Here is a 20,294-nt window from a genome sequence, read left to right on the forward strand (position 1 = left end):
CAGACAATGAGCGCAGGAAGACAATCTGTTGCCTTGGTAGAAGAATTGCGCCCTTCGCAGTCTTCTGCCGAGCTTTTGGATGGTGCCGACGACAACAGAATTCTATCCGTCTTGATGGCGGCCATTGCTGATCTAGTTCAAGCTGCAGATCAGAATGCACCAATGAGGCCCGACGCACTGGCTGAGCGCGTTGACCTGGTCATTGCGCGCTACTTCGGCAAGCATCTCGACGAGATTGCTTCACCGCCGGAAATGTTCGGGCAATACGAGCAATTTTCGGCAAAAGACTCTCGCACCTGCCACGAAGAGAAGACCTGTTCGGTCTGGCTTGCGCTTGTTGTGCTTGATGGCGAAGCAGCCCGGATTGCGATGAGCAACGGTGTGCGCTGGGCTTCCGGGATGCTGGCGGATCGCTACTGTCCAAATCCACCGACCGTGCAACAGGTTTTGGCTTGTCGGCAACTGCCGCTGACAGATGAACTGGCGAAGCTGTATGGTTTGGCGCAGCAGGTTTATGGCGGTCTTGAACGACACACAAGATCAACGTCTTCGGGGCGTGATATTGTCCCGGTGACCACTGATGCCAAACTGTCGGCCTGTTTTCCTTCCTATATCCGTGACTTTAACTGTGTGGTTTCCCTTCCATTGTCAGTGACGGGGCGGAAGCAATCCGTACGTCTCCTGGAAACACCAGAAACGCGACCTTCGAAAACAGCTGTGTTTCGTCGGTCACTGTTGATTGGTGCAATGATATTGCTCTGCCTGTTTGCTGGCTTTGTTCTTGGGTGGGTGTATCAGGGGCAAATCACGGCACACGCCGGTGCGATCGATAGCATTCAGGAGCCCGTATGAAACAGTGGTTCTGCCATGTTTGTCCGGGTGTCGATCGCAAAACGCTGTTTCGTGATCTTGCCGATAACGCAGTCCCGCACTGGTTTAAGGCTGATGGTGTCTGGGGAAGATCGAAACGCAATGTGAACGCCGGGAAGTATCGGGGATTGGTCATTGCAATTCCAACCAGTGGTTTGCGACAGTCTGAGCACGTCGCCCGTATCGGATCCTATGTTCATCGACTTGCGGCCACGTTCCAATCCTTGGGGCGGCCGATTGTTTTGCTGTTGTGTGGTACTGGTGATCACGATGTTTCATCGGGGCTGACCAAGGCCGGTGTTTTGCCGTCCGGCAAGGCTGTTATCGGATGGCTTGGCGAGAATGTGGACACCGGAATCAGAGCGTTGGCGCTTTCAACCAACTATCAGGCAGCAATCTCCCGTTCAGACAGGCTGATTTCCGATCAATCAGATACGCGATATTCTGCAAACCTTCCGGTGCAAAATGCTGTCCTGGGGTGGCATTCCGTTTTGCAGGCTCTCGATACTTTTATTGAAACATCACGGCCGGCTTGGAAACCGTCGGGTGTTTTCCTGACCGGCGATGTGGTGCAAGGCGACGTGGCCCGGAGCCGGCAGGTCAGTCTTTATCACGAGCTCGAACGGTTTGCAGGGGCAGAAGATCTTTATGCTTGGGTCAATAGCAAACAATCTGGTCGCAAAGGTTTGTTGGCCGTGGCGGCGCTTCTGGCGCTGATGGTTGGTGGTGGGGTTGCCTGGCAACACGGGGCGGCTTTGCGTAATGCGTTGTCACCGCATTCGCAAATTGATGCGGCGTCGCGTTTGTGGCATTTGGGGGAAACCCTGCAACAGACACAGGGTGCGGATCTGATTGCAGTTGTGCCGGGGACACAGTTTGAAGCCTTGCGGTCCGAAATCATCGCTCTGAGCAAGACGGTGCTTCAGGATCCAGCGCGCAGGGCGTTCGAGTTGCGCCTCGACGGCATCGAGCAAACGGCATTGACCGCCAACACTGAAACGGTCGTGAACCGTTCTGTCCAGTTCCTGTCAGAGCTGACGACTTATTTGAGTGGGCCGGTTCAATCAACCGATCCGGGGGCAGGTACGGCGGCCGGTAAAGTTACCCAAGAACCGATAATCGATCCATGGTGGACGCTTTTGGCTGAAAACGGGGTGATTGATCGGGCTCGTGCCGATGGCGTGCCGCCCGTCCTGTCTGACATTGTCGGAAGCAGGTGGGGTGTTTCGCCCGATTGGCAGCACGAAATCACCAATCGTGTTCAGTCCCTTCTGGAGACAGTCGTTGGCTATCAGTGGGGTGTCGGGCGCGGCCCCGAGATCGTCGCAGCAGGTAATGCTTGGTTCGCCCTGAATGATCAGATTGCATCTCGGCCTGAAACGGTGAGTGAAAAGACTATTGGTGATCTTTTGGCAGCCTACGGGACGGTCGCTGACAGTCAAAAGCAGCTTGGTCTGTTATCGGATGATGCCAGCGGGCAAGACCCATTGTTTGCGGAACTGAATGCTACGCCTCTGCTGGACAAGAGCTGGCTGTTCAGGTTGCGCCTCAAGGCAAGTTTGGAGCTTGAGGCTGCCCTTAATCAGGTTGAACTGTCTTCGTCTCATCGTGACGAAAGAACCAACGTTGTACGTTTCGATGGGTATAATTCACGGGCTGTAGCGCAACTGCTGTCGCTAAATGAGGACCAGATGGGGCGTGAAATACTGGGCCGTGTCGGGCAAGAAATTGTGCGACCGAGTGCGGATGGTCTCCCGTCCAGTGAGGATATCTCGCGTGCGCTTGAGTTGGGCGAATATTATCGTAATGTCCGCAATCTTGCTGGAAGCGCCCAAGGGGCCGTGTCTGAGATTCTTGATCAATCGGCAATCACGACGATGAGTGATCTGCTGTTTGGGCAGGGGGCCGGGCCGCGTCACTTGATGGCTCCGGACTATGTCGCGTATTTTAGTACTGCATTCAGGATGCATGCCATGGCGGGTTCTTATTCCTCGGAATTCGGCGATGATTTTCGCTGGGCCTTTACCGTCACAGCAGTGCGGGAACTGGAACGTATCGACGGCGCTGGACGAAATCTGATCTCGACATTGGAAGGTGGCCTGGATCAGGTAAAGGTTCTTGAAACAAGCGCGGAGCTTCAGGCGCTGGTAGATACAGCGCAGGATATCTTACCGGTTATTGCCGAACTTGATGCCGATGGTGTTCTTGGATTGTCACCTGTCGTTCAGCGCTGGAAAAATATCGCGAGCACCGAAAGCCTTCAACCTTCTGGCCGTTCTGTTGACGGGTTTGGGGGGAGTGCATGCCGCGCCTTTGGCGTGAACTTGCCCTTGGCAACGGCTTTGGCAAACGAAAAAGTAAAGACAATGATGATCGAGAGTGGGTGTTAATCCTCATTGCGATGCGTTGTCCTATTGGAAACAAGCGCCCGTCAAAGGAGAATTTGGGATGGCTTTGGAAGTAAAGATCGACGGTTCGGTGCATATCATATTGATGGTTGGCCGTCTTGACAGCTCTTCGGCTGGCGAGGCTGAGACGACCGTCAAAGCCGTGATTGATCAAGGTGCAACCCGTCTTTTGATCGATATGTCCGGGCTTGATTACATATCGAGTGCTGGTTTGCGGGTTGTCCTGGTTGCGGCAAAAAACATGCAAAAATCGGGTGGCGCGATGGCAATTTGCGGCATGTCACCGTCGGTTCGCGAAGTATTTGAAATGACAGGATTCCTTAAAATCCTAAAGGTCTATGATCGCGAAAGCGAAGCAAAGGAAGCGTTGGAAGGATAGCCGGGAAATGGGTCCGGAACGGATAGGCGATTACGACAGCAAATCGTCTATTTCCGGCATCTTTTCTTTTAATGTAGCCCGAACACGCGATAGGCGGGAACGGACAGTTCCGATTGGTACGGACAACATCGTGGCAACTTCGTCGTATGTCAGGCCGTCTACCGCGACCATCATGATCATGTTGCGCAATTCATCAGGCAGATTTTTGAGTTCTGCATCAAGATCGCGCATCACTTTTTCAAAGGCGATTTGCTCATCTTGTCCCACGGACTCGTGTGGGTGATATGTCAGGGCATCTTCGCTGACGAAATTGTACTTCTTGTGGGGGCTTCGTTGAATAAAGTTGCGCACGATATTCATCGCGATCCCAAACAGCCACGTCGCGAGTTCTGACTCACCCTTGAATTTGGCAAGTGAACGATAGGCTTCCGTCAGCGCCTGCTGGGTCAAGTCCTGGGCATCGGTGGGATTCCCAATGTGCTTTAGTACAAAGTGATAAAGACTCGCACGGCAATCCTGTACGCAGGAAATAAACGTTTCCTCCGACACAACTTCAACGCGGTCGCGCGCCGAGTCCTCGGCAACGTCTAAGTGTTGCTCAGCCTTCATTGAAACACCAGTGTCTGCCCGAATGCCAGTATCGCCCCAAGAGGGCTATGGCTACCCCAACCAATACGCACCGTATTTTTACGTGTGCTTATTTTTTGATCATTTTAATTTGAACAGGGAAGAGGCTATCACCAGAAGTCACTGTAAGTGAATGTTTAAGTTTTATCATTTTTGGAGAATTTATCATTTTCGTACGGGATGGGAGTACGGCGCCTTCAACTTGAAAGTGCGATTTCAGGCCGGATTGTGGTGGAAAACAGCTCTTTTGGGCGGAAGAAATTCGGTGATTTTCCGAGAGCTGTTGAAGACAGGTTTATCACTCGGGCTTTCGAGACTGTCGTTGAATATCCCATCATATGACAATAAGAGATGATCAATTCTATCGCCTGGGGCGTAAGCAACAACAATGTGCGGTGACGATTCTGTCTGTCCACTTTCTGCATAATCGAGAAGTTGGCTGAGCTTTTCTTCAAGTCGGAGAAATGTCTGGTTCACAGCCAGTCGTTCGGCTTCGATGTCATTGTTGATGTTCCCGAACTCAAGGCGCAGCCACATATGAACTTGCCCGACAGATAATTGATAAATCAGTCGGTTGGACGCAAACCCCCCCGATTGCAAAGCGAAACATACACCATCGCGGTGTGACGATGATCCGACCTTGTTCAGGAATGTCGGAAGATCTGATGCTGGATCGTAGTCAAGGCTGCAAAAGCCGAACTTTCCAACGCTTCTGAGCTTGTCGACAAACGCGTGTGGTACGGCCGGGCACCGAAGGCCTATGGCGCGGCATTCAATAAAAGCCTCCTCCAGCGCGGTGAGCATTGAGTCGTTTCCAAGGGCCTCTGGCGGGGTGGTGTTCTGTGAGTTTATCATGCTGAACGCGCCTGCTCATCAAGTGCATTTGCTTCGTCTCGCGCACTTGCAATGTCCCGCGCCCAATAGGAGGCGTCTTCACCGCGTGCCTCAAGATACGCGCCTGCTGTTTCGCCATTCGGGCTACGCCATTGCGCCCAATCCTCGACAATAAAATCAGGGTCAAGGTTACCGATACGCTCAAGAACCGTTTCGAAACGAGCGCGCGTGGCGTCTATTTGCTGCGCGTCAAGCCGGCCGCCCAGTCCAGGCGCAATATCCCGGTTGAAATCGATACCGCTGAGAGTGTCGAACGTTTGTTTGTCAAGGAGTACGGGCTCACCGCGGCTGTGCTGCCGTCTCAGGCTGCGGGCTCCAAGCAGGGCATCGCTGTTATGTCCGAACGCCGCGTCGTTATCAATGCCAACAAGTTTTACCCCGTCGTCTTTCAGGCTCACCATGTAGTTGCCAGCGTGGCGATCAAGTTGCCCGGCAATGCAGTCCAGAAGCTGCAAATCACAGAGCTGACGTTGAAGATCGGCCTGCTGATTGTTCGTCATGGGGGCGTCAAACGCGTCAATGACATTGTTCGAAAGCTTTTTCACGACAAATGGCTTGTCGTTTTCATTAAGCGCAACGTTGCCGTTTTCGTCGAATGTAAAGCCCTGTGATTCCAGAATCATCTTCCAGTCGTCGGCTTCCATCAATGCCTTTTGGCCGAGTAACCGGTTCCAGTCTTCGTCATCGACTTCCTGCTTTTCGGTTTTCATGGCATGCACGCCAGTGGCTTCTTCCATCATCAGGCCCACTTGGCCGTTATGTGTGCCAACCTCAACTTTGCACAGCACGTTCAGCCCCAACGCCTGATCAATTGCGGAGGCTGCGAGATTACGTGCGGCAAAGCGCGGTAGCTCGAAACGGGCATGAACCGAACTGGCGAGCCCTTCCTCAACTTCGGGGACAGTCGACAACGCTTTGAATATGCGTGTTTCACCATCATTGTAGGTCAGTTTGGCAACGGTGTTCATCGCACCCTTGCCAAATTCTTCGTTTACGCCGGACGGATCAATGTTGTTGTCGTTCAGTGCCGTGAAGTTGCAGTCTGCAAGGGAAAGACCAAATCGCTTTGCTTGAAGCATGTCATTGATCTCAACACCTTGCTGGGTGTTATCACCGACGCGATTAAGGTCATTCTCGATGGATTGCAGTAGCCCGAATTCACTGGCGATCTGGTTGACGATTTCACGCATCGCAGAAACATTTTCCTGCTTTGACGTGTTCTTTTCGTGCTTGGCGATATAGGCGTCTGCACTTTCACGAATGTCGGCAAGCTGGTTGCGCAGGCTCATAAACTGCTCTTGACGATTGTCGCTGGGCGCATTTCTGAGTGCTACGTGATATTGCTGCAGGGCACTGGACATCGCCTTGAATTCACTGCTTCGGCGGTAGAGTGTCAGCCCGCCAATTTTGATGTCTTCTTTAGGCTGATAGTTTCCTAGCTTTTCCGACAGCGTTTCAAACGTCATCAAACGTTGTGAGATATCGTTCTGTGCGACGCCGCGCGGGCGTTGTGCAATAACTGGACCCCCGGCATTTTGTGGCCGGTCATTCTGTACAGATGGATCTTCCTGATGAACGTTGGGGGCGACATTGTCCTGCGGGATCGTCCGGGCGGCATTAATCGCGGAGTTGTTGGATATCGGTGTCGGATTCATCGGATAGCCACTCTCTTTCTGATTAACCTTCAACAGCACACCTGGACTAGCTCCGGGCAACTTGCGCTTATTGATAAGTAACCAAAGGGGGCTTTGGGTTCCCGAAAAGTCATCAAAAACTAATGTAATACCTTATGAACGTGAACGCTGTACGGCGCGGGAAGGGATTTCACCGTAACGTTTACGGTACGCACGGCTGAAGTTGCTGAGGTGATTGTAGCCGACACTTTGCGCGATTTGGCTGACCGACATCGTTGTATCTTTTAATGCCAGATGTGCGGCTTCCATCCGTTTTTCACGCACATAATCGCCGTAGCTCTGGTCTGTGTGTTTCACAAACAGCCGGTTCAGGTTGCTTTCGGAAATATCAAACTTTGTGGCCAGAAGTGCCCGGGACAACGGGCTTCCAAGGTTGCAATCAATAAACGCCTTTAGATCAGCGAAAACATGTGTTTCCCATTCACGTTCTGCGTCAGGCTTTGTCTGATCTTTCCCGTACAGAATTGCAAAAATTTCGGCGATAAAAAGCGACGCCAAACCATTCGCTAGCAGGTTCTGGGCAGGGTTGGTCGTCTTCGCTGTGAAAAGCTGCATCGCAAGATTGTGAATTTTCCGGTTTGAGGGCGCTACATGCACATGACAAATGTTGTGCCGTGTTGAAACAAGCGGATCCAGAAACGACGGAACATTTTGACCAATTTGTTCGGCCAAAAAACGGGCAGGGAGCATCACCGCCGCATAGCGGATGGTTTCACCCTTTTGCAGGCTGTAGGTTGTTTTGATCTGATCAACACGCTTTATCAGAGCGATGTCCGGATTTTGAGACATTTCTTGCTGTTGCGGTATGTTCAGAACCGCTTCGCCAACAAGACACTTGCTGAAAACAACGCTTGGTTCATCGTGCGGGGGGCAGACGGTGATGTGGCAGTCTTCAAGCGCTTTGAGTTCAGCACGGTAAATCGTCAAGGCGTTGGCCAAGGCTGAACGACTGACATAGCCGCGCGTTCCGGGTACTTTGAAAACCAGATGCTCGCTGTCGTGGGAAATTCGCGTGTGATTTTTCATTCCATGCCGAATTTTCTTTATTCTTCAATTTCTTGCAGGAGCCGTATCAAGGCGATTTCCTTTTTGGGCGAGGCAAAGCCGTACAGGTTTGTTCTGGGATTGATGTCATGAGCGCTCCGACGTGACTTCCGTCGCACTCAAGCGTTGCGCCACATATCCCAATCTGTTGCATATGAGGCGACCAAGCCCGAATGCGGCCGTACTCACAGTAAGTGACAGGAACGCGCAAACAGTTCCCACAAAAGGCAAAAATAGCAAAATGGACATGCGATAGAGGAGCGTTCGTTTGCGTCCGCGGGGAAAGTCAGGGAAAAAGGAGGGCGGAACGGTTCCTGCGGAAATGTCTGACTTTAATGTCTTTTGATGGCCTTTTTGCCGCGCCCCGGTTGCCTTTGGCGGTTTATCATCTAGACTGCCCAAAAATATCAAGGTTCGGGGACGTATGGCGAAGCTCAAAGTTGATCAGGCAATGAAGCGCGCGAAGGCGCATATGCGCAAAGGTGAAATGGCCGAGGCACGTGCACTTTACGAAGCCATCCTTGCCGATTACCCCAAAAATGAACGCGTCAAAACCGCCATGGCTGAGCTCAGTGGTCCGGTCAAACCCGTAGCGGGGGCGAAGGTCGGCGCTGCTGCCGCTGGCGAGCCGCCAGCCGAGGTGTTTGCCAAGCTTTCGCAAGCCTATCAGGCCGGTCGCCTGCAAGACGTGCATGCCATGACCGGGCAGCTTTTGGGCCAATATGGCAATTCCGCCAAGCTGTGGAACTTCCGCGCGGCTGTGAGCAGCAACCTCAACCTGCTTAACGATGCCGAGCAGGCCTTGCGTCAGGTTGTGCGTCTGCAGCCCAACATGGTTGCAGCCAGAAGCAACCTTGGTGTCATTCTCGAACGTCTGGGCAAGCTGGCTGAGGCAGAAGAATGCTATCGCGCGGTAATTGCCGCTTCGCCTGAATTCCCGGAGGCGCACAACAATCTTGGCAATATCGTTAAAGCTGCAGGCAAGCTTGAAGAAGCCCAAGGCTGCTATCTGAACGCGATTGCGCGCAAGGCAGACTATGTCGATGCGCACTATAATCTTGCCAATACGTTGCGTGAGCGCGAATTGCTTGAGGATGCCAAACAGCAATATTTCAAGACGCTCAAGCTGCAGCCAAAATTGGCGGAGGCCTGGTACGGCCTTGGCCAAACCATGGCAGCACTTAAATCCGCGCCCGAAGCGATTGAGGCTTACCAACGGGCCTTGGCGGCCAAGCCCGGCTACGTCCCGGCAATTGTCGAGCAACTGCGTCAACAAAGCCAACTATGCGACTGGCGGGCGTGTGAGCTGTTTGATCAATACGCTGATCAGCTTGGCGTGACGGGGGAGGCGGCGGTGCCATTCCCGCTGCTGCCGTTTGAAGATCATCCGGCGCACCAGCTTGAGCGCGCGCGCAACTGGGCACAAAACCAATTCTCGCCAGCCGCCCCGATTTCGACGATTGCACCAATCCCTGCCGACGGGCGCAAAATCCGGCTTGGCTATTTCTCGGCCGATTTTCATGATCATGCGACCATGTTCCTGATGGCGGGCATCTTGCGCCATCATGACCGGTCAAAGTTCGAAATCTTCGTGTTCAGCTATGGCAAAAGCAAAACCGATGCGAACCGTGATCAGGTGCTTGAAAATGTTGATCAGTTCTTTGATGTGCAGGACATGTCCGATGGCGATCTGACGCAGTTTGCCCGCGAGCAAAACCTTGATATCGCGATTGATCTCAAGGGCTATACCCGCGATGCCCGGCTGGAGCCATTTACCGGGCGCATGGCGCCGCTTCAGATCAGCTATCTTGGCTATCCCGGCACACTGGGGGCAGATTTCATCGATTATATCGTTGCCGACCCGGTGGTTGTTCCGTCCGAACAGCGTGGCGGTTATCATGAGAAGATCATTTATCTTCCCGATTGCTATCAGCCCAACGACAACACGCGCGAAATTTCGACCAGATCGATGACGCGTGCCGAACTGGACCTGCCCGAAGACGGTTTTGTTTTCTGTTGTCTGAACAACAATTACAAAATGATGCCGCAGGAATTCGCCATCTGGATGCGCGTGATGGCAAAGGTCGAAGGCAGTGTGCTCTGGCTTTGGTGCAATGATGATGGGGCCAAGGCCAATCTGCGCGCGGCTGCAGAAAAGCACGGTATTTCGGGTGATCGCCTGATCTTTGCCGGTTACATGCCGCAATCCGAACATCTCGCGCGCCTGCGCCACGCCGATCTGTTTATCGATACCTTCAATGTCAACGCCCACACGACCGCAAGCGACGCGCTTTGGGCCGGATTGCCGGTGGTCACGCTGGCGGGTAAACAGTTCGCTGCGCGCGTTGCCGCCAGCCTGCTATCGGCTATCGGTCTGCCGGAGCTGATCACCGAAACGCCAGAGGCCTATGAAGAACTCATCCTCAAACTCGCGCAAACCCCCGACATGCTGGCAGACCTTCGCACCAAGCTTGCCGCCAATCGCGAGACCAAGCCGCTCTTTGATACCGAGGGCTACACGCGCGGATTTGAACAGGGGCTGGAGCGTGCCTTTGCGCAAAGACTGGCCGGTGAAGAACTCTCGGATATTGCAGTGAGTGTTTAGGGGCAGGATCTATTGTGATCTGATGTCACATTCCTGACGAATTACTTCCAGATAAGGGATTGATCTTCCGGCACGATGGGCCGGAACGTTATGCGTTGCAGCCCGTTGTTATAGGGACTGCAAATAGATTGAGCACGCAGATGATCCCGACTTTGAAAGATTGATGGATATGCCCAGCGACAGACCCGTTACGATGCTGACCCGCCGTGCCTTCTCAGCGACCCTTTTGGGCGCTGCAGCTGTTCCCTTTGCGGGTCGGGCCTTTGCGCAAACACCAAGCGACATCCGGTCGAAAATTGCCGACATGTCCCAGCTTCATGCAATCATGGTTCAGCGCGGTGATGAGGTCATTGTGGCTGAGGCACCGCGCGGGCCGGGGCTGGATCGGGTTGCGAACATCAAGTCCTGCTCTAAAAGCATCATCGGTCTGCTGACGGGCAACGCGATCGCAGAAGGTGCGATCCCCTCGGTCAAAGCCACCATCGGCGAAATCGCGCCGTCCATCATTCCGTCGAACGCCACCCCCGGTGTCGAAGATCTGACCATCGAAGATCTGGTAACGCTCAGGGCGGGGCTTGAGGGTACATCAGGGCGTAACTACGGCGCTTGGGTCAATTCCGATAACTGGGTTTCCTTTGCGCTGCGCCGACCGATGGTCGCAAGCCCCGGCGGGCGTATGATCTATTCCACCGGCACCACGCATATCCTTGGTGCGGTGCTGACGGTTGCGACGGGGAAAAGCCTGCTGGAACAGGCGCGCGCTGCCCTTGGTGAGCCGCTTGGTATTCAAATTCCGGCTTGGACACAGGATCCGCAGGGCTATTATTTCGGCGGGAACGAGATGGCGCTGACCCCGCGCGGAATGTTGCGCATCGGGGCGCTCATGCGCGACCAGGGCCGGTTCGATGGTGATCAGATCATCCAGGCCGACTGGATCGACCAATCAACCCAGGCCCACACCCGATCCCCTTATTCGGGGCTTGCTTATGGCTATGGCTGGTTCCTGAGCCGCAGCGGCTTTATTATCGCCCGCGGCTATGGCGGCCAGATCATCGCGGCACACCCGGAAAAGAATCTGGCGGTGGCCATCACCTCCGACCCAACCTCGCCCGCACGATCAGGCGGGTATTTTGGGCAACTGATGAACCTGCTTGAGGGGCCGGTGCTTTCGCTGGCCTGAGGCTGGCGACAAAGAGCATGTAAAAACAAGGTTGTGCGCAGGTTGGGTCTGGAAACGAGTCTGTCCCCTTTCTCTGAAGTTGGTTTGTTGTTGTAGGAAAACTCGCTTAACTTGTTAGCTAGCGAAGCCGTTTATGGGCTAAGAATTACTTGTTCGGTCGCTTGTGTCTGTTTCGACCAATTCAAACTCCTCAGGGGCAAACAAATTGATAAATCGTCGACTGGCCTGTTCGGCGACACGTATTTTCCGAAGAAATCTCTCTGTTTCTTTTGCTCGCAGTACATCCGAGAGGGCATAAGTTACTACTTCACGATTCATCTCTGCTTTGTCGCTGTAAATATCAGTGTCTAAGTCCAGTTTTTGCATATGCCCAAGCAAATTTTGGATGTTCTTTATCGTATGTTCTTTTGTTTTTTTGAGAGCAAATTCGACCTCTTCTGGGTTCGGATTATTCCTTATGAGACTGATGTAAAAACCAAAAGCATCGTAGTGCTTGGACAATGTTTGCATTGCTAGCTTGTTCGATTTTTGTCTCTGGCGATGCTTTAACGGTAGCATTGTGGAGCGATAAGCAAGATATCCACCGACGAGTGCTGCAAAGCCAGCAAGAAGTGTTTCCCATTGCAGGCGTTCAGACGGTGAGAATGGAAAGCCTGTAGGCATGTAGTCACCAAACTCCAAAACAATAGTGGTTCCTAGGACTGTGCCCGTTACAAATCCTGTTAAGATAAGAGCTGCTGCGTTTAAATTTGTGTCTGCCAACGTTTGCTCCATTCAGTCAGGAAATAAGGCACTAGATTAAATGACATAGTCTAGAATGGACAGCGGAAGGCGATAATTCTAAGAGTTTACATTCCCAATTCCACGCCAATCTGCTAGGTAACGCTCCATATTTCCCAAACGGGTTCATTGCTTGCCAGGAGATCGCCGCATGTCGACCAACCGCATTACTCTTCGCCGTCCCGATGACTGGCATTTGCATCTGCGTGACGGCGAGATGTTGAAAGGTGTGATTGGCGAGACATCCGAGCATTTTGCCCGTGCGATCATCATGCCCAATCTGGTGCCGCCAGTGGTCAAGACGGCTGATGCCGTGGCCTATCGCGACCGGATTACGGCCGCCATCCCGTCGGGCCATGATTTTACGCCGCTGATGACGCTCTATCTGACCGAGGGCAGCAATCCCGATGATATCGAGGAAGGCTACAAGGCCGGGGTGATCACAGCATTGAAGCTTTATCCGGCAGGGGCCACCACGAACTCTGATAGTGGCGTGCGCAATTTCGATAATGCGATGCCGGCGCTTGAGCGTATGGCAGAGCTTGGCATTCCGCTTTGTGTGCATGGCGAAGTGACCGATGCGGACATTGATATCTTTGATCGTGAGGCGGTGTTTATCGACCGGGTTCTTGATCCGTTGCGCAAGCGTCTGCCGGAACTGCGGGTGGTGATGGAGCACATCACGACCGAAGACGGCGTGGAATATGTCAAAGCCAATGACAAGAATTTGGGTGCGACGATCACGACGCACCATCTGATCATTAACCGTAATGCCATTCTGGTTGGCGGCATTCATCCGCATATGTATTGCCTGCCGGTCGCCAAGCGTGAAAAGCATCGTTTGGCGCTGCGTGCGGCGGCAACATCCGGTGATGCGCGCTTCTTCCTGGGTACCGATTCAGCGCCGCACACTGACGAGCGCAAGGAAAGCCCGTGCGGTTGTGCCGGTATCTTTACCGCCAATAACACTGTGCAGCTTCTGGCCCACGTGTTTGAGGAAGAAGGGGCGCTTGATAAGCTTGAAGGCTTCGCCTCCTTGCATGGGCCGCAATATTACGGCCTGCCGCTTAATGGTGATCAGATCACGTTGGAAAAGCGCAGCGAGCCGGCGAAATTCGCCGAAAAAATCGAAACCGGCGAAGGGCCTGTGACGGTGTTTAATCCGGGCTTTGATGTGTTCTGGCATTACGCGTAAGCGGATATTCGAAGACAAAGCAAAAGCGGCTCCATCGGGGCCGCTTTTTTCGTGGGTGTTCGTCATTCCGGACGGCGCATGGTGTTGGGCCGGAATCTTTATGCCGTGGCCGATAATGGATTTCCGCCTGCGCGGGAATGACGGGGTGGGATCTGCCTAGCCGCTCAGATCGACAGTGCCGGGTGCTGCATTAAGGCCCAGCGTCATGCGGTAGCTTTCTGCGGCTGCGTAAGCTTGTGCTGAAATCATGGCCGAGATGTTCATCGATGCGCCCTTGGCGACATTGTAATCAGCGGCCGAACTTCCGGGCACGGAAGCCGCGCGGGAAATGGCGGCCTGATTGGCGATGGCGGCTACACCATCAAGGCCCTGAATGGGGCGGATGCTGACTTTGCCGCCGGTGGCATAAAGTCGTCCGTCCGGGCCTGCGGTGTAGCTATAGCTGATCATGCCGGCATTGGCACCGGCAAGGGCCTGATGGCTTTCTTCCTCTGTTCGGACAGTGGCGTCACGGGCGCGCAGTTCCTGGACGATTTCGCGTTCGGTTGCGGTCAGAAGGGCCGGGTTGGATGTCGGCTGACGCGCGCTTTCAGGGGTGGCTTCGCGTTCTTGCTGCTGACGCTGTGTCGGGCTTTGGGTTTCCGGTTCTTCCGGCGCGCCGCCATTGATGTCGCGCGGATCAAGCTGCTGGATGATGGTGACCACAGATGCCGCACTGTTGATCGGTGCGGTTTGTGCCGGTTGTGGTGGCGGTTGTGGTGGCGCTTGTTCACCCGCACCTGTGCTGCCCGCTGTTTGCGGTGACGTCGCAGGTTCACTTCGCGAACTGGGCGGGTTTGCGGGGGCTTGTTGAGCGGAAAGCGTGCTTGAAAGCGGAACCAGCGCCACGGCGGCCGGCAATGTTTGCGGCGCAGACGCAGCCATTCCGCCCGACCCGTTGGTCGGCGGTTGGCTCCCGGAGCCGGGCAGGGCGCGTGTGGCTATAATCTGGCCAAGTTGCCCACCACTTCCGGGGATAACCTGTATTGCACCTGCCTGTATCATGGCGGTCATTATAGCCCAACTCTGGGTTAAATGTACATAAGCAGATCAAGGGGATGGCAGGGCGTTCACAGGCCTGATCACGGCGGTTTGATGCGGTGGTTTGGCGCATGGCGGGTAAGGTGGGCGCAAATGTTTTAGATGGTTTGTTAATCATGCGTGCGCCGATTGTTGTTTTATCCCTTTTTCTGATGGCTGTGGGGACGCTTGTGCCGCGGCACCCAGCACTGGCAGCGCCGGAGGCCGACTTATGGCCAGACTGGCAGGCGCATGATCCGCAAAGTACGCTTGAGATTGATCATGATGCCTGGCAAGTGCTGCTGGATCGTTACGTGACGGTACAAGAACCCGGTGTGACCAGCTTTGACTATGCGTCGGCAAGTCAGGATGGTGGGGCTGCCAAGGTGAACGCGTATGTTGAGGCCATGACCAAGGTCACGGTCGATCAGCTTAACCGCGATCAGCAGTTTGCCTATTGGGTGAATCTATATAATGCGCTGACCGTCAAAGTGGTTCTGGATCATTATCCGGTGGATAGCATCCGCGATATCGATATCTCGCCCGGGCTGTTTTCATCCGGCCCATGGGGCAAGAAGCTGATCATGGTCGAGGGCAGAACACTTAGCCTTGATGATATCGAGCACCGCATCCTGCGCCCGATCTGGCGTGATGCGCGCATTCATTATGCGGTGAACTGCGCGTCGATCGGTTGTCCGGCGCTGGCGCTCAAGGCGTATGAAGCAAGCAAGCTTGATGACCAGCTTGATCAGGCAGCAAAAGGCTTTATCAACCATTCGCGTGCGGTGCGCGTGGGCGCAGATGGCGGGCTTGTGCTTTCAAGCCTCTATGACTGGTATCGGGATGATTTCAGGAAAAGTGATGCGGATTTTATCGCGCATCTGAGGGCGTTTGCCGGGCCGAAACTGGCGGCCATTCTGGGCGATACCACGGAACTTGATATCGCCGATTATGAGTATGACTGGGCGCTGAACGCGCGGTAACACCCAAACAAGCAGGTGCTGCGTTCAGGCAGCTGTATCGTGCAGGCGGGGGTGAACTGCGACCTGTGTGGTCGGTGCTGCCGCGTCAGGGCTGGTTGCCCAAGTGGTGCTCACCAGATCATCAACCGCATTTTCCGGGCGATTCTGATTTACCTGGTCAATGGTGTGACGGACGTCACTGGCAGAAACGCCATCATAGCGCATTAATGTCTGAACGATCGGGTCGGCAAGCATGTCTTCGACCGTCAATTCCTGATCAACATAACTCATCATCTCATATCCCGGTTTTTTTGTTGTACGCAATGTAATGCAATTGACATTCATTCGCAACAACTATTCTATGTCGATGGTGACTTTTTTCATTTTCCACCCTGTAACGCTTTGATCTGCCTTAAGACAGGGGCATTTGTGCGAGATTTTCGCAAACTGCGATACATGGCAATTTCCGTTCGGGGTGTCCGGATAAAACGGCGTAAACTCTATTTGCTTGCATAAAAACCTTCTGGGTTTTAACGCAGAGAACTGGTCTTTTCGTACAGACGATGAGGCCCAACAAGTATGGCAAAAATAGGCTGACAAAATGAAACGTCCGGGAATACGCGAATATGTGCTGCTTGTGCTGCTGGCGCTGATGTGGGGGAGTTCGTTCACCTTCATCAAGATTGGTGTGCATGCCTATTCGCCGCTGGTGGTCGCAAGCGGGCGTCTGGCCTTTGCCGCACTTGTGCTGTGGTGCCTTGCGGCTATTCGCAAATCCGAACTGCCCAAGGGGAAGCGCGCCTGGATATCGACCTTTATGATCGCGCTGATCGGCAATGCCATTCCGTTCTTTTTGATCAGCTTTGGCGAGACCAAGGTCGATGCCGGTCTGGCTGCGATCCTGATGTCGACCGTGCCGCTCACCACCGTCGTGCTCGCACACTTCTTTACCCATGATGAAAAGCTTTCGACCGGAAAGGTTATCGGGATTGTTCTGGGCACGATCGGGGTGGTTGTTCTGGTCGGGCCGGAAACGCTTTCGGGGCTCGGGGGCGAATTCCTGTTCCAGTTGGCCATTCTGGTTGCCGCCATTGGCTATGCGATCTCATCCCTTGTTGCGCGTAATCTGCGTGATCAGCCGCGCATCGGATCAACCGCTGTCATCCTGACATTTGCAACATTGATGCTGATGCCCTTTACCCTGATCATTGATCAGCCCTGGACGATGGACTGGGATCTCGAAGGGGCACTTTCGATCATGTATCTCGGCATGTTCCCGACCGGTATTGCCATGTTCCTGATCCTGCAGATTATTGCGATGGCAGGCGCCAGCTTCCTTGTGTTTAACAACTATCTGGTGCCTGCCGTCGGCGTTTTGATCAGCTTCTTTGTCCTGGGCGAGGTGCCCCAGCCAAATGCATTGCTTGCACTTGCGATTATTTTGGGCGGGATTGCCGCATCGCAGATGCGTTTCGGGCGCAAATCGGCAAGTACCGAGGCGGCAGCAACAAAGGCCGACCCGATAGCGCCGGTGATGGAAGTTTCCGAAAGCGAAAAATCAGCACAAAAATGACGGTTTTCGGGGCTCGGAAATCCCTGAATTCGCGATAAATTTCGAACTTTCTCGCCCAACCGTGAAGGATAGGATTTGTCAATATTGTTTGTGCGCGACAAACCTGATACTTTCCGGCTTTCTGGTCCGGCATGTGCCTGAAAACAGGGGCATGTCACGCCGATTGAATCATTTCTGATCAAGCGTTTAAGAGGTCACGGCCTTTGTCTACCGAAGAGACCAATCCTGAGAACCGCGATATCTTCCCGGTTTCCATCGAACAAGAAATGCGTCGGAGCTACCTTGATTACGCGATGAGCGTGATCGTGAGCCGCGCACTGCCTGACGTCCGAGACGGCTTGAAACCGGTACATCGTCGTATCCTGTACGCCATGCACGAGAACGGGTTTGAATATAACAAACCGTTCCGCAAATCGGCCCGTGTGGTCGGGGATGTGATGGGTAAATATCACCCGCACGGCGACAGCGCGATTTACGACGCAATGGTCCGTATGGCGCAGAACTTCTCCATGCGCCTGCCGCTGATTGACGGGCAGGGGAACTTCGGGTCCATGGATGGCGATAAAGCCGCCGCCATGCGTTACACCGAAGCACGCATGGCGAAATCCGCGCACTTCCTGCTTGATGATATCGACAAGGATACGATTGATTTTCGCGATAACTATGACGAGACCACCAAGGAACCGTCTGTTATCCCGGCGCGTTTCCCGAACATGCTGGTCAATGGTGCCGGTGGTATTGCGGTCGGTATGGCGACCAACATTCCGCCGCATAACCTTGGCGAAGTCATTGATGGCTGCATGGCCTATGTCGATGATCCCAATATTTCCGTCGAAGGCCTGATGGAATACGTTCACGGTCCGGACTTCCCGACCGGTGCGCTTATTCTCGGCCGTTCCGGCATCCATTCGGCCTTCAAGACCGGTCGTGGTTCTGTCGTCATGCGGGCACGCACCCATGTCGAGGAAATCCGTGCCAACCGCGAAGCCATCATTGTGACCGAAGTTCCCTATCAGGTGAACAAGGCCACCCTGATGGAAAAGATCGCCGAACTGGTCCGTGACAAGAAGCTTGAAGGCATTTCCGATCTGCGTGACGAGTCCGACCGTTCGGGTGTCCGCATGGTGATCGAGCTCAAGCGTGATGCCAATTCCGACGTTGTCCTGAACCAGCTGTTCCGTTTCACAGCGCTTCAGACCTCGTTTGGTGTCAACATGCTGGCCCTTAACCGCGGCAAGCCGGAACTGATGAACCTGAAAGACATCATTCAGGCTTTTGTCGAGTTCCGCGAAGAAGTCATTACCCGCCGTACCATCCACCTTTTGAAAAAGGCACGTGATCGTGCCCATGTCGTGGTTGGTCTGGGTATTGCGGTTTCCAACATCGACGAAGTCATCAAGCTGATCCGCAACGCAGCCGATCCGACCGTTGCACGTGAACAGCTGATGGAACGCGATTGGGCGGCGGGCGATATCGTTCCGCTGATCGAACTGATTGCGGATCCGAACCAGGTTGGTTCATCTGATGGCATGTATCGCCTGTCCGAAGCGCAGGCGCGTGCGATCCTTGAACTCCGCCTGCATCGCCTGACCGGTCTGGAACGTGACAAGATCGCGGCCGAATTGACCGAGTTGGGTGAGAAGATCAAGGACTTCCTTGATATCCTTGCCTCGCGAGAGCGCAAGCTTACGATTCTGAAGGACGAACTGAGCGAAATGCGCAATGAATTCGCCGACCCGCGTCGCAGCGAAATTCAGGAAGCAGAATTCGAGCATGACATCGAAGATCTGATTGCCCGCGAAGACATGGTCGTGACCGTGTCGCACAGCGGCTATATCCAGCGTGTTCCGTTGTCGACCTATCGCGCACAGCGTCGCGGTGGCAAGGGCCGTTCGGGCATGGCAACCCGCGAGGAAGATTTCGTTTCCAAGCTGTTTGTTGCCAACACCCACACCCCGGTTCTGTTCTTCAGCTCCGAAGGTATGGTCTACAAAATGAAGGTCTGGCGTCTGCCGATGGGCACGCCGCAATCACGCGGCAAGGCGCTTGTGAACCTGTTGCCGCTGTCTGAAGGTGAATATATCACAACCGTGCTGCCGCTTCCCGATGAGGAAGAATGGCCGAACCTGCATGTGATGTTTGCCACCTCGACCGGTAACGTGCGTCGTAACAGCCTTGCTGATTTCGTGAATGTGAAATCAAACGGCAAGATTGCCATGAAGCTTGAAGAAGAGCGTGGCGACAAGCTGATTGCGGTTCAGACCTGTACCGATGATGACGACATTCTTCTGACAACCCGTCAGGGCAAGTGCATTCGTTTCCGTGTCAGTGACGTGCGCGTCTTTACCGGCCGTAACTCGGTCGGTGTGCGTGGTATCCGTCTGGCCGATAAGGACGACGTCATTGCGATGTCGGTACTGTTTGGCAACCATGTCACCATGGAAGAGCGTGACGAATACCTCTCGATCGCAGGCAAACTGCGCCGCGAGGAAGTCACCGAAGACAGCCTGCCGCTCGAAATTCTGACCTCTGAGCGTTATCAGGAAATCTATGATGGTGATCAGTTGATCCTCTCGGTCACTGAAAACGGTTATGGCAAGCGTACGTCTGCCTATGAATATCGTGTGACGGGGCGTGGCGGTCAGGGCTTTGCCAATATCGAGATGTCTGAACGTAATGGTCAGGTTGCCGCATCGTTTGTCATCGAAGAAGGCGACGAGCTGATGATGGTCACCAATGGTGGCAAGGTCATCCGTATGCCGACCCATGACATCCGTATTGCCGGGCGCAAGACGCAGGGTGTGACGCTGTTCCGTACGGCCGAGGACGAACAGGTCGTCGCAGTCGAACGTCTGTCAAACCTTGGCGATGAAGATGATGAGATCATCGATGGCGAGGAAGGTGTGATCGAGGGTGCCGAAGGTGCCGTTGAAAACGCCGACCCGGCCGCAGAGGCATCTGATGAAGATGTTGCTGAGGCATCGGCATCTGATGAAGCGGACCGCGACGAATAACGGAAAGTCT

At 54.0% G+C, this 20,294-nt stretch carries 16 protein-coding genes; 9 read left to right on the forward strand and 7 right to left on the reverse strand.

All coding sequences use genetic code 11. The features are described 5' to 3' along the window. Positions 1 to 6 precede the first annotated feature (6 nt). The 3 genes from CMO10_RS03980 to CMO10_RS03990 are packed head-to-tail and all read left to right on the forward strand — an operon-like array spanning position 7 to position 3,657. Positions 7 to 852, forward strand: a complete 846-nt coding sequence (locus tag CMO10_RS03980) for a hypothetical protein (protein ID WP_297018973.1) — start codon at positions 7 to 9, stop codon at positions 850 to 852. Further along, the gene (locus tag CMO10_RS03985; protein ID WP_297018974.1) at positions 849 to 3,260 is read left to right on the forward strand and encodes a hypothetical protein; all 2,412 of its coding nucleotides are present in this window, start codon (positions 849 to 851) and stop codon (positions 3,258 to 3,260) included. The genes CMO10_RS03980 and CMO10_RS03985 overlap by 4 nt, the downstream gene beginning before the upstream one ends. A gap of 58 nt (positions 3,261 to 3,318) precedes the next feature. After that, positions 3,319 to 3,657, forward strand: a complete 339-nt coding sequence (locus CMO10_RS03990) for an STAS domain-containing protein (protein WP_297018975.1) — start codon at positions 3,319 to 3,321, stop codon at positions 3,655 to 3,657. Between the two features lie 30 nt (positions 3,658 to 3,687). Here the strand turns inward: CMO10_RS03990 and CMO10_RS03995 are convergent, their stop codons facing one another. The 4 genes from CMO10_RS03995 to CMO10_RS04010 all read right to left on the reverse strand — a co-directional run bounded on the left by CMO10_RS03995 (position 3,688) and on the right by CMO10_RS04010 (position 7,898). After that, positions 3,688 to 4,266 (reverse strand): RNA polymerase sigma factor, encoded by a 579-nt coding sequence (locus CMO10_RS03995; protein ID WP_297018976.1) that lies wholly within the window; start codon positions 4,264 to 4,266, stop codon positions 3,688 to 3,690. Positions 4,267 to 4,500: 234 nt separating this feature from the next. Continuing rightward, complete coding sequence (locus CMO10_RS04000; protein ID WP_297018977.1) at positions 4,501 to 5,088, reverse strand: hypothetical protein; 588 nt, start codon at positions 5,086 to 5,088, stop codon at positions 4,501 to 4,503. Positions 5,089 to 5,135: 47 nt separating this feature from the next. After that, complete coding sequence (locus CMO10_RS04005; RefSeq protein ID WP_297018978.1) at positions 5,136 to 6,866, reverse strand: hypothetical protein; 1,731 nt, start codon at positions 6,864 to 6,866, stop codon at positions 5,136 to 5,138. Between the two features lie 99 nt (positions 6,867 to 6,965). Beyond that, positions 6,966 to 7,898, reverse strand: coding sequence for a helix-turn-helix transcriptional regulator (locus tag CMO10_RS04010; RefSeq protein WP_297018979.1), 933 nt, complete (start codon positions 7,896 to 7,898; stop codon positions 6,966 to 6,968). 442 nt (positions 7,899 to 8,340) lie between these two features. Between CMO10_RS04010 and CMO10_RS04015 the strand changes: the two genes are divergently transcribed. Beyond that, positions 8,341 to 10,521, forward strand: a complete 2,181-nt coding sequence (locus CMO10_RS04015; RefSeq protein ID WP_297018980.1) for an O-linked N-acetylglucosamine transferase family protein — start codon at positions 8,341 to 8,343, stop codon at positions 10,519 to 10,521. A gap of 163 nt (positions 10,522 to 10,684) precedes the next feature. Beyond that, positions 10,685 to 11,701 (forward strand): serine hydrolase domain-containing protein, encoded by a 1,017-nt coding sequence (locus CMO10_RS04020; RefSeq protein WP_297018981.1) that lies wholly within the window; start codon positions 10,685 to 10,687, stop codon positions 11,699 to 11,701. Between the two features lie 138 nt (positions 11,702 to 11,839). Here CMO10_RS04020 and CMO10_RS04025 read toward each other — a convergent pair whose 3' ends face one another. Continuing rightward, the gene (locus CMO10_RS04025; RefSeq protein WP_297018982.1) at positions 11,840 to 12,463 is read right to left on the reverse strand and encodes a hypothetical protein; all 624 of its coding nucleotides are present in this window, start codon (positions 12,461 to 12,463) and stop codon (positions 11,840 to 11,842) included. Between the two features lie 169 nt (positions 12,464 to 12,632). On the opposite strand from CMO10_RS04025, the gene pyrC reads away from it, so the two are divergent. Then, positions 12,633 to 13,676: a dihydroorotase gene (gene pyrC, locus CMO10_RS04030; protein ID WP_297018983.1), complete on the forward strand. Its 1,044-nt coding sequence runs from the start codon at positions 12,633 to 12,635 to the stop codon at positions 13,674 to 13,676. A gap of 156 nt (positions 13,677 to 13,832) precedes the next feature. Here pyrC and CMO10_RS04035 read toward each other — a convergent pair whose 3' ends face one another. After that, entirely contained in the window at positions 13,833 to 14,600 is a 768-nt protein-coding gene (locus tag CMO10_RS04035; protein WP_297018984.1) for a putative metalloprotease CJM1_0395 family protein, read from the reverse strand. Positions 14,601 to 14,872: 272 nt separating this feature from the next. Between CMO10_RS04035 and CMO10_RS04040 the strand changes: the two genes are divergently transcribed. After that, positions 14,873 to 15,718 (forward strand): DUF547 domain-containing protein, encoded by an 846-nt coding sequence (locus CMO10_RS04040; protein ID WP_297018985.1) that lies wholly within the window; start codon positions 14,873 to 14,875, stop codon positions 15,716 to 15,718. A gap of 24 nt (positions 15,719 to 15,742) precedes the next feature. Here the strand turns inward: CMO10_RS04040 and CMO10_RS04045 are convergent, their stop codons facing one another. Further along, entirely contained in the window at positions 15,743 to 15,991 is a 249-nt protein-coding gene (locus CMO10_RS04045; protein ID WP_297018986.1) for a hypothetical protein, read from the reverse strand. 307 nt (positions 15,992 to 16,298) lie between these two features. Here CMO10_RS04045 and CMO10_RS04050 point away from each other — a divergent pair, with 307 nt between their 5' ends. Both CMO10_RS04050 and gyrA read left to right on the forward strand, forming a co-directional pair. Beyond that, entirely contained in the window at positions 16,299 to 17,270 is a 972-nt protein-coding gene (locus CMO10_RS04050) for a DMT family transporter (RefSeq protein ID WP_297018987.1), read from the forward strand. A gap of 203 nt (positions 17,271 to 17,473) precedes the next feature. Beyond that, complete coding sequence (gene gyrA, locus CMO10_RS04055) at positions 17,474 to 20,284, forward strand: DNA gyrase subunit A (protein WP_297018988.1); 2,811 nt, start codon at positions 17,474 to 17,476, stop codon at positions 20,282 to 20,284. Positions 20,285 to 20,294: the final 10 nt, after the last annotated feature.

This window comes from Thalassospira sp. (assembly GCF_002709775.1).
GTDB lineage: Bacteria > Pseudomonadota > Alphaproteobacteria > Rhodospirillales > Thalassospiraceae > Thalassospira.

Coding starts and splice junctions, on each gene's coding strand:
- CMO10_RS03980 (WP_297018973.1), top strand. CDS start 7: ATGAGCGCAGGAAGACAATCTGTTGCCTTGGTAGAAGAATTGCGCCCT.
- CMO10_RS03985 (WP_297018974.1), top strand. CDS start 849: ATGAAACAGTGGTTCTGCCATGTTTGTCCGGGTGTCGATCGCAAAACG.
- CMO10_RS03990 (WP_297018975.1), top strand. CDS start 3,319: ATGGCTTTGGAAGTAAAGATCGACGGTTCGGTGCATATCATATTGATG.
- CMO10_RS03995 (WP_297018976.1), bottom strand. CDS start 4,266: ATGAAGGCTGAGCAACACTTAGACGTTGCCGAGGACTCGGCGCGCGAC.
- CMO10_RS04000 (WP_297018977.1), bottom strand. CDS start 5,088: ATGCTCACCGCGCTGGAGGAGGCTTTTATTGAATGCCGCGCCATAGGC.
- CMO10_RS04010 (WP_297018979.1), bottom strand. CDS start 7,898: ATGAAAAATCACACGCGAATTTCCCACGACAGCGAGCATCTGGTTTTC.
- CMO10_RS04015 (WP_297018980.1), top strand. CDS start 8,341: ATGGCGAAGCTCAAAGTTGATCAGGCAATGAAGCGCGCGAAGGCGCAT.
- CMO10_RS04020 (WP_297018981.1), top strand. CDS start 10,685: ATGGATATGCCCAGCGACAGACCCGTTACGATGCTGACCCGCCGTGCC.
- pyrC (WP_297018983.1), top strand. CDS start 12,633: ATGTCGACCAACCGCATTACTCTTCGCCGTCCCGATGACTGGCATTTG.
- CMO10_RS04035 (WP_297018984.1), bottom strand. CDS start 14,600: ATGGCTGCGTCTGCGCCGCAAACATTGCCGGCCGCCGTGGCGCTGGTT.
- CMO10_RS04040 (WP_297018985.1), top strand. CDS start 14,873: ATGCGTGCGCCGATTGTTGTTTTATCCCTTTTTCTGATGGCTGTGGGG.
- CMO10_RS04045 (WP_297018986.1), bottom strand. CDS start 15,991: ATGATGAGTTATGTTGATCAGGAATTGACGGTCGAAGACATGCTTGCC.
- CMO10_RS04050 (WP_297018987.1), top strand. CDS start 16,299: ATGAAACGTCCGGGAATACGCGAATATGTGCTGCTTGTGCTGCTGGCG.